Annotated in this window: 12 protein-coding genes and 2 pseudogenes; 8 read left to right on the plus strand and 6 right to left on the minus strand. The window is 63.3% G+C overall.

The features are described 5' to 3' along the window. Positions 1–236: 236 nt before the first annotated feature. The 3 genes from M1B34_RS33450 to M1B34_RS33460 all read right to left on the minus strand — a co-directional run bounded on the left by M1B34_RS33450 (position 237) and on the right by M1B34_RS33460 (position 4,322). Entirely contained in the window at positions 237–2,717 is a 2,481-nt protein-coding gene (locus M1B34_RS33450; RefSeq protein ID WP_268267410.1) for a TonB-dependent siderophore receptor, read from the minus strand. Positions 2,718–2,807: 90 nt separating this feature from the next. Further along, entirely contained in the window at positions 2,808–3,818 is a 1,011-nt protein-coding gene (locus M1B34_RS33455; RefSeq protein WP_268267411.1) for a FecR domain-containing protein, read from the minus strand. A 3-nt stretch (positions 3,819–3,821) separates the two neighbouring features. Continuing rightward, the gene (locus tag M1B34_RS33460) at positions 3,822–4,322 is read right to left on the minus strand and encodes a sigma-70 family RNA polymerase sigma factor (RefSeq protein WP_123328824.1); all 501 of its coding nucleotides are present in this window, start codon (positions 4,320–4,322) and stop codon (positions 3,822–3,824) included. Positions 4,323–4,641: 319 nt separating this feature from the next. Between M1B34_RS33460 and M1B34_RS34275 the strand changes: the two are divergent. Then, positions 4,642–5,667: pseudogene (locus tag M1B34_RS34275) on the plus strand (HAMP domain-containing protein); the annotation flags it as partial. A 69-nt stretch (positions 5,668–5,736) separates the two neighbouring features. Further along, on the plus strand, positions 5,737–6,522 hold the full coding sequence (locus tag M1B34_RS34280) for a methyl-accepting chemotaxis protein (RefSeq protein WP_425273439.1): 786 nt from the start codon (positions 5,737–5,739) through the stop codon (positions 6,520–6,522). 93 nt (positions 6,523–6,615) lie between these two features. Here M1B34_RS34280 and M1B34_RS33470 read toward each other — a convergent pair whose 3' ends face one another. Next, complete coding sequence (locus M1B34_RS33470) at positions 6,616–7,419, minus strand: thioesterase II family protein (protein ID WP_268267412.1); 804 nt, start codon at positions 7,417–7,419, stop codon at positions 6,616–6,618. A gap of 63 nt (positions 7,420–7,482) precedes the next feature. Continuing rightward, positions 7,483–8,175, minus strand: coding sequence for a GntR family transcriptional regulator (locus tag M1B34_RS33475; RefSeq protein ID WP_268263155.1), 693 nt, complete (start codon positions 8,173–8,175; stop codon positions 7,483–7,485). 279 nt (positions 8,176–8,454) lie between these two features. Here M1B34_RS33475 and lapG point away from each other — a divergent pair, with 279 nt between their 5' ends. Then, positions 8,455–9,147, plus strand: a complete 693-nt coding sequence (lapG, locus tag M1B34_RS33480; protein WP_123328827.1) for a cysteine protease LapG — start codon at positions 8,455–8,457, stop codon at positions 9,145–9,147. A gap of 14 nt (positions 9,148–9,161) precedes the next feature. Continuing rightward, positions 9,162–11,108, plus strand: coding sequence for a cyclic di-GMP receptor LapD (gene lapD, locus M1B34_RS33485; protein ID WP_268267413.1), 1,947 nt, complete (start codon positions 9,162–9,164; stop codon positions 11,106–11,108). 12 nt (positions 11,109–11,120) lie between these two features. On the opposite strand, the gene M1B34_RS33490 is transcribed toward lapD, so the two are convergent. Further along, positions 11,121–11,459 (minus strand): tryptophan synthase subunit beta, encoded by a 339-nt coding sequence (locus M1B34_RS33490; protein ID WP_123328829.1) that lies wholly within the window; start codon positions 11,457–11,459, stop codon positions 11,121–11,123. 262 nt (positions 11,460–11,721) lie between these two features. On the opposite strand from M1B34_RS33490, the gene M1B34_RS33495 reads away from it, so the two are divergent. From M1B34_RS33495 to M1B34_RS33510, 4 genes and pseudogenes are all read left to right on the plus strand, one after another. Next, positions 11,722–12,618 carry a TauD/TfdA dioxygenase family protein gene (locus tag M1B34_RS33495; RefSeq protein ID WP_268267414.1) on the plus strand — a complete coding sequence of 299 codons (897 nt, stop codon included), beginning with the start codon at positions 11,722–11,724 and terminating at the stop codon, positions 12,616–12,618. Between the two features lie 27 nt (positions 12,619–12,645). Next, positions 12,646–13,683 (plus strand): ABC transporter substrate-binding protein, encoded by a 1,038-nt coding sequence (locus M1B34_RS33500; protein WP_279653553.1) that lies wholly within the window; start codon positions 12,646–12,648, stop codon positions 13,681–13,683. Positions 13,684–13,688: 5 nt separating this feature from the next. Beyond that, the gene (locus tag M1B34_RS33505; protein ID WP_123328832.1) at positions 13,689–14,549 is read left to right on the plus strand and encodes an ABC transporter ATP-binding protein; all 861 of its coding nucleotides are present in this window, start codon (positions 13,689–13,691) and stop codon (positions 14,547–14,549) included. A gap of 33 nt (positions 14,550–14,582) precedes the next feature. Next, positions 14,583–15,245: pseudogene (locus M1B34_RS33510) on the plus strand (ABC transporter permease); the annotation flags it as partial.

Raw genomic sequence — 15,245 nt, forward strand, 5'->3', positions numbered from 1 at the left:
AAACCCCAATTGCGAAAGCAATTGGGGTTTTGTTTTTGCGCGAAAGAAAGTTCGACGGCGATCCACGTACTAGGCAGCCGTCAGTACCCACCTCGCAGTCAACACACCCTGCTCGGTACTCCCCCCAGAATCCACCCAGCAGGTACGGGCAACTCCCCCCGCATAAAGCCTTCCTGTAGAAACGACAAAGCCAGCACCCGGTGACAGGTGCTGGCTTTGGAGGGAACCGACAAGGATCAGAACTGATAGCTGACCGTGGCCGCCACGTTGCGCTCTTCGCCCAGGTAGCAGAAGTTCAGGCTTGCGCAGGAAGCCACGTAGGACTCATTGGTCAGGTTGTTGGCATTAAGGCGCACGTCGACGCCCTTCAGGCCGACTTTGCCCAGGTCATAGCCGATCGAGGCATCGAACAAGGTATAGGCTGGCACCTTCAACGTGTTCTCCGCATCGGCCCAGCTATAGCCCACATAGCGCACACCGCCGCCCAGACGCAGGCCGTCGAGTGCGGCGCTGTCGAATGTGTAGTCGGCCCACAGCGACGCCATATGACGCGGCGCCTGGGTGGGTGAGTTGCCTTGGTTCTCGATGATCTGGGTGGCGGTGCTCAAGGTGCTGACCATCGACTTCGAGTACTCAATATCGGTGAAGGTGTAGCTGCCCAGAACCTTGAGCTGATCGCTCAACTGCATATGCGCTTCCAGCTCCAGGCCTTGGGACCTGACAGCGCCCACCGCGCGATAGAAGTTCTCCTGGGGCAGCTTCGACGCCAGGTTTTCCTGATCGATACGGAACACCGACGCGGTAAACAGGTTCTCCGTCCCCGGTGGTTGGTACTTCACCCCGACCTCCCACTGCGTGCCATCGGTGGGTGGCAGCGGGTTGCCGGCGCTGTCGGAGTAAGAGTTGGGATTGAACGACTCGGAATAGCTGATGTAAGGCGCCACGCCGTTATCGAACAGGTAGAGCGCGCCCGCACGGCTGGTGAGCTTGGTGCGACGGTCGCTGATTTCCGTGCCCAGTGGGCGATCGGTTTCAGCGATGCGATTCTCATCGGAGGTTTCCACCCAGTCCTGGCGCAGGCCGAGGGAGAAGCGCCACTTATCCATCTCGATCAGGTCCTGCAGATACACGCCCGTCTGTTCCTGGCGCCGTACATAGCTAGTAGGGCTGAAGTAGGTGATCGCCGAGTTGCCGTATTGCGGATCGAACGCATTGATCGGTGCCAGTTGCCCGCTTTGCCAGTCCACCACGGTCTTGCGCCGTTGATAGTCGGCGCCCAGCAGCAGGGTGTGCTTGGTCGCGCCGGTCAAGAACTCCGCTTGCAGCATGTTATCGACGATAAACGAGTGCAGTTTCTCGTCACCACCCGAGTAATAACGCCTCAGCTCGTTGCCGTTGGTTGTGTTCCAGCCATAGGCGTAAACCTGATCCAGCTTCACCCTGGAGTCGAGGTAGCGGAAGTTCTGCCGCGCGGTGAAGACATCATTGAAACGATGCTCGAATTGATAACCGAAGGACTGCTGGTCACGTTGATAACCGTCGATCCCCGGCTCACCCTCGAAGAAGTGTTCGGAGATGCGTTGCCCATTGCGCTGGTGCAGGGTGCCATCGGCCGGCATGCCGCCGTGATAACCGCCCTCGGGGTCGTGTTGCAGATAGGCCTGCAGCGTCAGCGAGGTGTCATCGCTGAAGTCGATGCTCAGGCTTGGGGCCAGGGCGTAGCGTTTTTCCTCGACGTGATCGAACTGGGTGTCCGAACGATCAGTAAGCCCTGTCAGGCGATAGGCAATGCGTTGGTTATCATCCAGCGGGCCGCTAAAGTCGAAGCCCATGCCGCGTTGGCCCTGGGTCCCAACGGTGGCCTGGACCTGATGAAACGGCTGGTAGAGCGGCTTCTTGCTGGTCAACGCTACCAACCCGCCCGGCGAACTGCGCCCATAAAGCACCGAGGACGGCCCCTTGAGAATATCCACCCGCTCAAGAAAATACGGGTCGACTTGCATGGTGCTGTAGGTGCCGCTGTCGCCCATGGATTTCAGGCCATCCAGGTAGATATTGTCCACCGAGCCGTCGTTGAAACCGCGCATCGCCACATAGTCATAACGGTGGGTAGCGCCATAGGGGTTGGTCAGCACGCCCGGGGTGTAGCGCATGGCCTGGGACACAGTCTGCGAGCCCTGGTCGTCCATCTGTTCGCGGGTGACCACCGAAACGCTTTGCGAAGTCTCCAGCAAGGCGGTGCTGGTCTTGGTCGCAATCTGGCTGTGGGTGGCGTTGTAGCCTTCCATGCTGCCCAAGGCGTTGCCCAGGGCAAACCCCTTGATGTCGGTGGCCGGCAGCGCCAGTGCGGCCTCTTCGGGCAGTGCCCGCAGGATGTAGCCGTTACCGTCCTGGCTGACCGCCTCCAGGCCCGATCCGTTGAGCAACTGGCGCAGCCCTTGCTCCGTCGAATAGCGGCCCTGCAAGCCGGACGACGGCCGGTCGTTGGTCTGTTGCGGGGTGCTGGAGAGGGTAATTCCCGCCTGCCGGGCAAACTGGTTGAGCACCTCGCTGAGGGGGCCAGGGGCGATGTTGTAGCTGTGGCTCTCGGTGTTGAGGCTGGGGTCCGCCGCCTGGGCCAGAGGGGCCACGGCGGTCAAGCCGAGTGTCGAGCAAAACAGCGCGGCCTGAATGGCTTGGCGCAAGGTGTGCGGGGTGTGCAGCGTGGGTGCAGTCATGGTCGGTTCCGTTACAGTCGTCGCGGGCAGAAGGAGGTGCTTACTGACCTAGCCGGACTCACGGATAAAACCCGCCAAAAAAATTCACTATCAGACCACGCGCTCCAGGGTCACCCACCAGCGGGTGCGATAGCGCAGTTGCACCGGCAGGGTTTGCGGCAGGATCGCCAGCAGCTTGTCGGTGTCCTCCAGGCGGAACACCCCGGACAGGCGCAAATCGCTGATGTCCTTGGCACAGGCCAGGTAACCATGGCGATAGCGCCCCACCTCTTGGAGAAAGTCTTGCAGGCGCATGTTGCGTGTGACGATCAGGCCGTCAGCCCAGGCCCCGACGTCCATGTCTTGCGGCGGTACCGGCCGCGCCTCGGTCAAACTGACCCGATAGCTCTCGCCCGCCTGCACCCGGGCTGCCACGCCGTCGGCGCCATGGGGCGAATGAATGGCCACGCTGCCGGCGGTTACGCTCAAGCGCGTGCAGTCGCGGTCCTGACGCAGTACAAAACGCGCGTCGAACCCTTCGAACAGACCATGCCGGCTCTGCACCAGCAATGGCCGGGCGGTGACGGTTTGTGGATCGCTGCCGCACGCCAGCATGATTTCCCCCCGGCGCAGGGTGATCAGGCGCTGTTGCGCGGTGAAGTCCAGGTCTGCCGCGCTGTCGGTGTTGAGCTCCAGGCGCGTGCCGTCGGGCAGTTGGTAACCGCGGCGTTCGCCGGTGGCCGTGGCGAAGTCGGCGTTCCACTGCGCCCAGCCGGTCAGGTCCCGGCCGACCCAGGCCGCAGAGCCCATCAGCAATACGCCACTGAGCAGTTTCAACGCCTGGCGTCGGTCCAGGCGCTGGCTGCTGCTCTCCAGGGTATGCAGCGCCACTTGGGCGCCGGGCACCGCGCGCAGGTTGGCGCTGAGTTCTTCTTGCAACGACTGCACCCGCTGCCAGGCCAGCTCATGCTCCTGATGGGCGGCACGCCAGACTTCGCATTGCTGCTGCAATTTGCGGTTGCCGGCGTTGTTGCGCAGGCGCAGCAGCCAATTGATGGCCTGCTTGACCACCAGGTGATCGGGGTTGCTGTTCAAGTGCAGCCGAGGCGAGAGGTTATCCACGCATCAACCCTCATAACGCAGCAGGTAGCAGTGATAGAGGGCCTGGGCCACGTAGCGCTCCACGGAACGCAAGGAGATGCCCATCTGCTCGGCAATCTGTTTGTGGCTCAGGCCGTCGCATTGGGCCAGGAGAAAGGCCTTGCGCACCTTGGGCTTGAGCCCTTCCAGCAGGCGCGCGATGCGTTCCAGCAACTCCATGACCAAGGCCCGGGCTTCGGCGCTGGGCACCTCGGCTTCCGGCAAGTGGGCAATGGTCTCCAGGTAGGCGCGCTCGATTTCCTCGCGGCGCCAGTGATCGATCACCAGGCCCCGGGCGATGGTGCGCAAAAACGCCCGAGGCGCCTTCAACTCCAGGCGCTCGGTGCGTTGCAGCAGGCGCACAAAGGTGTCCTGGGCCAGGTCCGCGGCATCCGCGGCGTTGCCCAGGCGGTAGCGCAACCATTGGTTGAGCCAGCCGTGATGGTGGCTGTAGAGGGTCTGTACGGCGAACTCGGGGGAGGGCATGAGCGCGGTTGCCTGGGCGGTCACAAATGATAATTAATCGCATTGTCTTTCAGGGGTTGCCGATTTTGCAACCATCGCCCAACGCGCCGTCATCAAAAAGGCATGCCCGGGGGCTGCGCTGCACCGTTCGGCGGTTTTTTGTCGGTTTGGTGATTTAGTTCGGATAAAGCCCTAAGGCTTGACGACTTTTTGCCGACAGCCTGACGAGACATGCGTGCACCAAAGTGGAGCGGCTCACGAGGCTGCTTTTCTGGACCCTGGTTAACTGAACCTGACACCCCAAACGCATCCCCACCTTCGGCATAAGAAGTCCCATTAAATGAATCTTAAGTTCAGCCATAAAATCCTTTTGGCCGCCTCAGGCGTAGTGGTTCTGGCTTTTGCGTTGTTCACTTTGTACAACGACTACCTGCAGCGGAACACCATCCGGCAGAACCTCGAGTCCTCGATTCAGCAGGCCGGTGATCTGACCTCCAGCAGTGTGCAGAACTGGATGAGTGGGCGGATCCTGGTCCTGGAGAACCTGGCGCAAAACGTCGCCCACCAGGGCGCCAATGCCGACCTCCCCGGGCTGGTGGATCAGCCGGCGCTGACCTCGAACTTCCAGTTCACCTACGTTGGTCAGGTCAACGGCACCTTCACTCAGCGCCCTGACGCCAAGATGCCCGACGGCTACGACCCGCGTCAGCGTCCCTGGTACAAGCAGGCCGTCAGTGCCGACCAGACCATGTTGACCCCGCCTTACTCGGCGGCTGTTGGCGGCCTGGTGGTGACCATCGCCATCCCGGTGAAAAAACAGGGTGCGCTGTTGGGCGTGGTGGGCGGTGACTTGAGCCTCGACACCCTGGTGAAAATCATCAACTCGGTGGACTTCGGCGGGATCGGCCATGCGTTCCTGGTGAGTGCCGACGGTCAGGTGATCGTCAGCCCGGATAAAGACCAGGTGATGCAGAACCTCAAGGACATCTACCCGGGCACTCCCGTACGCATCGAGAAGGGCATCCAGGAAGTCCTGCTGAACAAGCAGCAGCGCATCCTCTCCTTCACCCCAGTCAACGGCCTGCCGAATGCCCAGTGGTACATCGGCCTGTCCATCGACCGGGACAAAGCCTACGCCCCCCTGAGCCAGTTCCGTACCTCGGCGCTGATCGCCATGTTTATCGCCGTGGCTGCGATTGCCGTGCTGCTGAGCCTGTTGATCCAGGTGCTGATGCGTCCGTTGACCACCATGGGCCGCGCCATGCAGGACATCGCTCAGGGCGAGGGCGATTTGACTCGCCGCCTGACCGTGGCCAGCAATGACGAGTTCGGCGAACTGGGCAGCTCCTTCAACCAGTTTGTGGAGCGTATCCACGCGTCGATTTCCGAAGTGTCCTCGGCCACCCGCCAAGTGCATGACTTGTCTCAGCGCGTCATGGCTTCGTCCAACGCCTCGATCATCGGCTCCGATGAGCAGAGCGCGCGGACCAACAGCGTGGCCGCGGCGATCAACGAGCTGGGGGCGGCTACCCAGGAGATCGCCCGCAACGCCGCAGACGCTTCGCAACACGCCAGCGGCGCCAGCGAGCAGGCCGACGACGGTCGCCAAGTGGTCGAGCAGACCATCCAGGCCATGACCGAGCTGTCGCAGAAAATCAGCCTGTCCTGCACCCAGATCGAAACCCTCAATGCCAGCACCGACAACATCGGGCACATCCTCGATGTGATCAAAGGCATCTCCCAGCAGACCAACCTGTTGGCGCTCAACGCGGCCATCGAAGCGGCCCGTGCCGGGGAAGCCGGTCGCGGCTTTGCCGTGGTGGCCGACGAGGTGCGCAACCTGGCGCACCGGACCCAGGAATCGGCGGAGGAAATCCACAAGATGATCACCTCGCTGCAGGTCGGCTCCCGCGAGGCGGTGTCGACGATGAACGCCAGCCAGGTGTCCAGCGAAGAGAGCGTCGAGGTGGCCAACCAGGCCGGTGCGCGGCTGGTCAGCGTGACCCAGCGCATCACCGAAATCGACGGCATGAACCAGTCGGTGGCCGCGGCCACTGAAGAGCAGACCGCCGTGGTGGAGACCCTCAACGTCGACATCAACCAGATCAACCTGCTGAACCAGCAGGGCGTGGCCAACCTCAATGAAACCCTGAAGGATTGCGATGCCCTGTCGCTGCAGGCCAGCCGCCTGAAGCAACTGGTGGACAGCTTCAAGATCTGATCGCCAAGCCGGCGCCCGGCCCCCCCGAGAACCCGCTCTGGCCATCCGGCAGAGCGGGTTTTTCATGGTCGGCATAAACCGCCCGGGCCGTGCCTAGCGCCCGTGGGTGCCGAGGCGAGTGGAGGTGTCCAGGCGCCGGCCGGGTTCGCCCAGCAAGCCCAGGTGGGTGTTGATCAGTTGCAGCAGGCGCTGGCGCTGGGACTTGATAAAGAAATGGTTGCCGGCCACTTCCACCAGCTCGAACTCACGCTGGGTGAACTCGGACCAATTCAACATATGGCTGGCCTCGGCGACGGGGTCTTCATTGCCATAAAAGGCGGTCAGCGGCACTTGCAGGCTATCGCTGGAGGTGTCGTACCAGGTTTCGAACAGTTTCAGGCCGTTGCGCAGCAGGGTTTCGTACTGCTGCACATCGTCGGCGTCCTTGAGCACTCCAAACGGCGTGGCCCCCAGGGTCAGCATCGCCTCGCGAAACGCCTCGATGGGCAAGGTGTGCAGCAACGGGTGGCGCGGCAGGCTGTCGGGGCTGCGGCAGCCGGAGACAAACAGGTGCCGGGTTTGCCCAGGGCAGTGCTGCTGGGCGTACTTGGCGGCTTCATAGGCCAGCAGCGCGCCCAGCCCATGGCCGAACAGCGCGTGGGGCTGGCTGAGCAGCGGCTGCAGGGCGGCGCAGGTCGGGCCCAGCAAGCTCGGCCAGTCCGGGTAGGGGGCTTCGTGGCGGCGTGGTCCGTGGCCCGGCAGCCGGACCACCACCAGCTCGATATGGTCATCCAGGCCGGCGGCCCAACTGCGCATCTGCTCCGGCGCCGCGCCGGCCTGGGGGAAGCAGATCAGGCGGATTCCCTTGGGCTGGCCGGAGTTGATCACCAGGGTCCATTTCGCATCGTCAGGGTGCACAGTGCTTCCTCAAGCCTGGGAGACATTGGCCCGCAGGGCTCAGGGCCCCCAGGCTGCCGAGCGTCATGCCGGGGGTGGCTGTCGCAGGTAATTGCCGATGGCCGTGGCACCACTTTGCAGGTGCCGTTCAAGCACGCTGACTGCGCCTTCGACGTCCTTGGCGGCGACGGCGGCCAGCAGTTCGCGGTGGTCGTCCTGGGTGAGTTTGCCCAGGCCCATGGCAGACAAGTGAAAACGCAGGAAACGTTCTTCCTGGTTCAGCTCCAGTTCGATCAGGTTCAGCAGCTTGCGGTTGGGCGCCTTGCCGTAGAGCGTCATGTGGAACAGGCGGTTGAGGCGGCCCATTTCGGCGTGGTTGTTGTCCTGTTCCAGGCTTTCGATATAGCCCAGCGCCTGCGCGATATCGTGCTCATCCAGATGGGGGATCGACAGGCGCAGGGCTTCGCGCTCCAACAGCATGCGCAAGGCGTAGGTGTCGATGGCATCGAAGTCGATCAGGGGCGCCACCACCGCGCCCTTGTTGGTCTCGACGTGCACCAGGGCCTGGGCTTCGAGCTGGCGCAAGGCCTCGCGCACCGGCATGCGGCTGACGCCAAACAGATCGGCCAAGTCTTGCTGGCGCAAGGCGATACCGCTGGGAAGACGACCGTCGAGGATCGCTGCGCGCAGGGTTTCCTCGATCACGGCACGGGCCAGATGGGCTGGAATGGGCCCGTCGACAACAATTTTGCTCAAAGGGGCCGCTTTTTTCTTCACGCTGGCGCTGCTCTGCTCAGGAAATTGGATCCAATGCACACTAGAGAGTGCCGCCAGGCTTGTCAAAAGACTCGGCTCACGGCGGATCTGTGGCAATCAAGTGCCGCATTTCATCCCTTGCAGCCGCCCGTGCCGTTACCGGCCGAGCGTGAAAGCTATCCTCTGATATCGTTTAGCGTAGCGCTTCCCTTTACGGGCGGGTGCCGGCGGCCAAGCCTCGATGGCCGTGCCGGGCGTCCCCCTCCATGCCGTTCCCAACGACCCCACGGACGCATTCCATTGGCGGCACGTCTGGCTCTTTTTCGAACCCTGCGCCGGGCCTTTTCAGCGTTGTTGCTGGCCGGGGTCTTGCTGGGGGGGCTGCATGCCGATTGGGATTTCTCCCGGATCAGTCAGCGCGCGGGCGCATTGTACGGGCCGCTGGGGGAAGGACAGAAGCGGATTGATGCCTGGCAGCAATTGCTGGCCACGCAACAGCAGGTCGGCGAGGGGGAGCAGCTCCAAGTGGTCAACCGGTTCTTCAATAAAAACCTGAGCTACCAGGAAGACATCGACCTCTGGCACCAGGTGGATTACTGGGCCACGCCGGTCGAGGCCTTGTGGAAGGGCGCCGGTGATTGTGAGGACTACGCGATCGCCAAGTATTTCAGCCTGCGCTATCTCGGGGTGGCCAGCGACAAGCTACGGATTACCTACGTCAAGGCCCTGCGCCAGAACCGCGCGCACATGGTCCTGACCTACTACTCGAGCCCCGAGGCCATGCCCCTGGTGCTCGACAGCCTGGTCGACAATATTCAGCCGGCCAGCCAGCGCACTGACCTGTTGCCGGTCTACGCCTTCAATGCCGAGGGGCTGTGGCTGCCCGGCGCCAAGGGCAATCAGCGGGTGGGTGACACCAAGCGCCTGTCTCGCTGGCAGGACCTCTTGAAGAAAATGCAGGCCGAAGGTTTCCCGGTCGAGATCACTCACTAGGAGCACGAACCCAGATGTCTTTGTTCAAACAACTGTTGATCGCAATCTGCGTGTTCCTGGTGGTCGCTTTCAGCGGCAGCTTCATGGTCAGCCTGGAAAGCTCGCGGGCCCAGTACGTCAACCAGCTGCGCTCCCATGCCCAGGACGCGGCCACGGCGCTGGCCCTGTCGCTGACGCCGAACATCGACGACCCGGCGATGGTCGAGCTGATGGTCAGTTCGATTTTCGACAGTGGTTACTACGCCAGCATCCGCGTGGTGGACTTGGCGACCGGCAAGACCCTGGTCGAGCGCAGCGGCGTGCCCGAGGTCAGCAACGTGCCGCGCTGGTTTGTCGCGCTGATCGGGCTGGAGCCGGCGGGGGGCGATGCCATCGTCAGCCGCGGCTGGGAGCAGGCGGCCCGGGTGGAAGTGCTCAGCCACCCGATGTTCGCGGTGGCCAAGCTCTGGCAAAGCGCCCTGGGCAGCCTCGGCTGGCTGCTGATCTGTGGTGCGGTCAGTGCGGTGCTGGGGGCGTTGCTCCTGCGGCGTCAGCTCAAGCCCCTGGACTACATGGTGGAGCAGTCCCACGCCATCGCCCGGCGCGAGTTTCTCAGCCTGCCGGACCTGCCCCGCACCCCGGAGCTGCGGCGGGTGGTGCAGGCCATGAACCAAATGGTCGAGAAGCTCAAGGCGCTGTTCCAGGAGCAGGCCGAGCGCAGCGAGAAGCTGCGGGTCGAGTCCTATCAGGACAGCCTGACCGGGTTGGGCAACCGGCGTTATTTCGACGTGCAGTTGCAGGACCGCCTGCAACACTCCGAACGCGCCAGTTCCGGTTACTTGCTGCTGTTACGGGTCAACGACCTGGCCGGCCTCAACCAGCGCCTCGGCGGGCAGCAGACCGACCAGCTGTTGCAGGCCGTGGGCGAGTTGCTGGTGCGCGAGTGCCGGCTGCACCCAGAAACCCAGAACCTGGCAAGCCGGATCCGCGGCGGTGAGTTTGCGGTGCTGGCGCCGGGGCTGGTGCACGACGAAGCCCAGCACCTGGCCCAGCACCTGGCTGCAGCCTTGCGCAGTCTGTACGCCACGGGCGCCAGCGATGTTCAACCCGTCACCGCCATTGGCCTGGCGCCCTTTGTCCACGGCGACTCGCCCCAGACGCTGCTGGCCCTGGGCGACCAGGCGTTGGCCCAGGCCGAAGCCCAGGGCGACGTCAGTTGGGCCTGCCTGGAACACAGCTCGTTGCGCCTGGGGGACGATCACCATGCCTGGCACAGCCTGCTGGACAGCGCCCTCGCCCAGGGGCGTTTCGAGCTGTACTTCCAGCCCGTGGTGGCGGCTCGGGACAGGTCCCTGGTGCTGCATTACAAAGTGCTGTCGCGACTCTTGGACGAGCAGGGCCAGAGCATTCCCGCCGGACGCTTTCTGCCCTGGCTGGATCGCTTCGGCTGGACCGCGCGCCTGGACCGGCTGATGTTGCACAAAGTGCTGCGGCAGATGGCAGGTCATCAGGAATGCCTGGCCCTGAACCTGTCGGCCGCGACCCTGGACGATCCCCAGGCCTTGAGCCAGGTCCTGGAAACCCTGCGCCAGCACGCACCGCTGGGGCCGCGCCTGACCCTGGAGATCGGCGAAGAGCAATTGCCCGAGCAGGGGCCGCTGGAGCAACTGACCCGACGTCTGCGGGAGCTGGGTTTCTCCCTCAGCCTGCAGCGCTTCGGTGGCCGGTTCAGCATGATCGGCAACCTGTCGCACCTGGGCTTGGCGTACCTGAAAATCGACGGCAGCTACATTCGCGCCATCGATCAAGAGAGCGATAAACGCCTGTTTATCGAAGCCATCCAGCGTGCGGCCCACAGCATCGACCTGCCCTTGATCGCCGAGCGGGTAGAGACCGAAGGGGAGTTGCAGGTGATCTGCGAGATGGGCCTGTTTGGCGTGCAGGGGCAACTGCTGGGTGACCCGGCCCCCTGGCAACGGTGAGCAGGGGCAGGGCTAGATCAGCCCGCTCTCGTCCTCGTCGATCAACTGATCCAGCCCCCCGAGCGCTTCCCGGGCGTGGCTGCGGTCCATCAATTTGGCCTGGGCCGCCGGCGGCAGGTCGGTGACCCGGATCACGCCTTTGCTGGTCAGTACCTGAATCAGGTCGTCGAGCACCCGGATCATCTCCAGGTCGCTCTGCCTGAGTTGCTTCAAGCGCACTTCCAGCGCCTGGCCGGCGTACCAGGCCTGGACCTCGGGATGATCGGGCGGCAGCACTTCGCTGGCACCGGCATACGCCGCCGCCTCCACGCGAACCAACTGACCCTGGGCGTCGCGTTGCACGTAGAACATAGTGAATCCCTCACGAATGTGGCCCGACGGCAGGCTGTCAGCAGCATAGGTCACCGTGGCGATGCGAGCCGGAGCCGGTGTTGCAATTGCCATATCTTTATTCACTAACGGTATTTAAATTTCAGTTCTTATGCCTATAAAGTCGATTCCCTGCGTACCTGCCGACCCATCGGCGCGCCGCACGAAATGAACCAACACGGGGCCTCCGTGAGTTTCTGATCGACGCACGCGCCAGTGGGCGTGCTCTGCGTGGGAGTGAGTCATGTCTGTCGTATCTGCGCCTGTAAGTGCTGCGCCTATCGCCGCACAACCTTTCGAAATTCGCCCGTTCACGGGCGCCGTCGGGGCCGAAATCATCGGCCTGGACTTGTCCCGGCCGGTCAACGACCAGGACTTTGCGCGCATCCATCGTGCGCACCTGGACTATCACGTGGTGGTCTTCCGCGACCAGCGCATCAGCCCCGAACAGCAGATCGCCTTCAGCCGCCGTTTTGGCGTGCTGCAGATCCATGTGCTCAAGCAGTTCCTGTTGGCCGGGCACCCGGAAATCCTCATCGTTTCCAACATCATCGAGAACGGCCAATCCATCGGCCTCGGTGACGCTGGCAAGTTCTGGCACTCGGACCTGTCCTACAAGGAGCTGCCCAGCCTGGGCTCGATGCTGCACGCCCAGGAGTTGCCGGCTGAAGGCGGCGACACCTTGTTCGCCGACATGCACAAAGCCTGGGACAACCTGCCTGAGGCCCTGCGCAAGGCGGTCGAAGGCCGCAGCGCCGCCCACTCCTACACGGCCCGCTACAGCGAGACCAAGTTCGAGGGCAATTGGCGCCCGACCCTGACGCCGGAACAACTGGCCCAGGTTGCCGAGGTGGTGCACCCCATCGTGCGCACCCACCCGGAAAACGGCCGCAAGGCGCTGTTTGTCAGCGAAGGTTTCACCACCCGCATCGTCGGCCTGCCGGAAGACGAAAGCGCCCAGTTGCTGGGCGAGTTGTACGCCCACAGCGTGCTGCCGGAAAACATCTACCGCCATCAATGGCAGCCCCACGACCTGGTGTTCTGGGACAACCGCTCGCTGATCCACCTGGCCGCCGGTTGCCCGAGCCATCTGCGCCGCAAGCTGTATCGCACCACCATCCAGGGCGACGCCCCTTACTGATCAGCCAGGCACGGCAGGAGAATCACCATGTCCTTATCCATTCCCTTCATCCCTCGCCTCGGCAAACTGGCCACGGCCATCGGCCTGGGTTTCAGCCTGCTGGCCGGCAGCCTGGTGGCCCCGACGGCGGCCCACGCCGAAGGCGAAATTCGCATCGCCGAACAGTTCGGCATCGTCTATTTACTGCTCAACGTGGTGCGCGACCAGAACCTGATTGAAAAGCACGGCAAGGAAGAGGGCATCGACATCAAGGTCGACTGGACCCAGCTGTCCGGCGGCGCGGCAGTGAACGACGCGTTGCTCTCCGGCTCCATCGACATCGCCGGGGCCGGCGTCGGTCCGCTGTTGACCATCTGGGACCGTACCCATGGCCGGCAGAACGTCAAGGCCGTGGCGTCCCTGGGTAACTTCCCTTACTACCTGGTGAGCAACAATCCCAAGGTCAAGACCATCGCCGACTTCACCGAGAAGGACCGCATCGCGGTGCCGGCGGTGGGCGTCTCGGTGCAGTCGCGCTTCCTGCAATACGCCGCGGCCAAGCAATGGGGCGACAAGGAATTCAATCGCCTGGATAAGTACACCATCGCCGTTCCTCACCCGGACGCCACTGCCGCGCTGATTGCCGGCGGCACCGAGTTGACCGGGCACTTCTCCAACCCACCGTTCCAGGACCAGGCCCTGGAGAACCCCAACGTGCACGTGGTGCTGAATACTTACGACCTGCTGGGCCCGAACTCGCCGACGGTGCTGTTCGCCACCGAGAAATTCCGCAACGACAACCCGAAAACCTACAAGGCCTTCGTTGAAGCCCTGGCCGAAGCCGCCGAGTTCGCCCAGAACGACAAAGGCGCGGCCGCCGACACTTACATCCGTGTGACCAAGGCCAAGATCGACCGCGCCGCGTTGCTGAAAATCATCGACAACCCGCAGTTCGAATTCAGCGTGACGCCGAAAAACACCTACCCGCTGGCGGAGTTCCTGTACCGCGTCGGCGCCATCAAGAACAAGCCGGAGTCGTGGAAGGACTACTTCTTCCAGGACGCCAAGCCGCTGCAAGGGAGCTGAGTGCGATGAATGCCCCCTTGCCAGGCCACACGGTCAGCAACCTCACCGCCACCGCCCAGCCGTTGCTGGCGGTGGATAACGTCAGCCTGGAATACCGCACCCCGCAGCGCGTGGTGCGGGCCACCCACCAGGTGAGTTTCGAGATCGACCCCGGCGATCGTTTTGTCCTGCTCGGCCCTTCGGGCTGCGGCAAGTCCACCCTGCTCAAGGCGGTGGCCGGGTTTATCCAACCCTGCGAGGGCCAGATCCGCCTGCAAGGGCAGGCGGTGCACCAGCCAGGGCCGGATCGCATCGTGGTATTCCAGGAGTTCGACCAACTGCCGCCCTGGAAAACCGTGAAGCAGAACGTGATGTTCCCCCTGCTGGCGTCCAAGACCCTCGGTCGCCGCGAGGCCGAAGAGCGTGCCCTGCATTACCTCGATAAAGTGGGCCTGGCGGCCTTTGCCGATGCCTACCCGCACACCTTGTCCGGCGGCATGAAGGCACGGGTGGCGATTGCCCGGGCCCTGGCCATGCAACCGAAAATCCTGCTGATGGACGAGCCCTTCGCCGCCCTCGACGCCCTGACCCGGCGCAAGATGCAGGAAGAGTTGCTGCTGCTTTGGGAAGAGGTGCGCTTCACCTTGCTGTTCGTCACCCACTCCATTGAAGAGGCGCTGGTGGTGGGCAACCGCATCCTCTTGCTGTCGCCTCATCCGGGGCGCGTGCGGGCAGAAGTCCACAGCCATCAATACGACCTGCAAAGCCTCGGTGGCGTGGCGTTCCAGCAGACCGCACGGCGTATTCACCGGTTGTTGTTCGATGAAGGCCAGTCGCCGGAAACCGACACCGAGCTGGATTTCGCCGATATCCGTATCGCCTATTGAGCCGTCAGGCCACCGTTGAACGAGGAACGCCCGATGAGCCATTCATCCCCCGTGCGCGAGGAATACGAAGTTGTCCTCGAGCCGTTGCTGCAAGTCCCCCTGGAACGCGAGCTGCCCCTGGCCCAGCGCCTCTGGCAACAGGGCTGGCTGCGCAAAAGCCTGATCCTGGTGCTGCTGGCGCTGCTCTGGGAAGCCGTGGCCCGCTACCAGAACAACGATCTGCTGCTGCCCAGCTTCCTGCAGACCGCCAGCGCCCTGTCCGACGGCCTGCTCAGCGGTGAACTGCTGGGCAAGGTGGGCATTTCCCTGGTGGTGCTGCTCAAGGGCTACCTGATCGGCATTGTGCTGGCCTTTGCCCTGACCACCCTGGCGGTCTCGACCCAGTTTGGCCGTGACCTGCTGAGCACCCTGACCTCGATGTTCAACCCGTTGCCGGCCCATTTGCCCCTGCTGCCCTTGGCGCTGCTGTGGTTTGGCCCTGGGGCAGAACAGCCTGATCTTTGTGCTGGTGCATTCGGTGCTCTGGGCCTTGGCCTTGAACACCTACGCCGGGTTTCTCGGCGTTTCCGAAACCCTGCGCCATGGCCGGGCGCAATTACGGCCTCAAGGGCCTGCGCCTGGTGCTGTTCATCCTGATTCCGGCCGCCTTGCGTCGATTCTCGCCGGCTTGAAGATCGGCTGGGCCTTCGCCTGGCG

This window comes from Pseudomonas morbosilactucae (genome assembly GCF_023241715.1).
Classification (GTDB): Bacteria; Pseudomonadota; Gammaproteobacteria; order Pseudomonadales; family Pseudomonadaceae; genus Aquipseudomonas; species Aquipseudomonas morbosilactucae.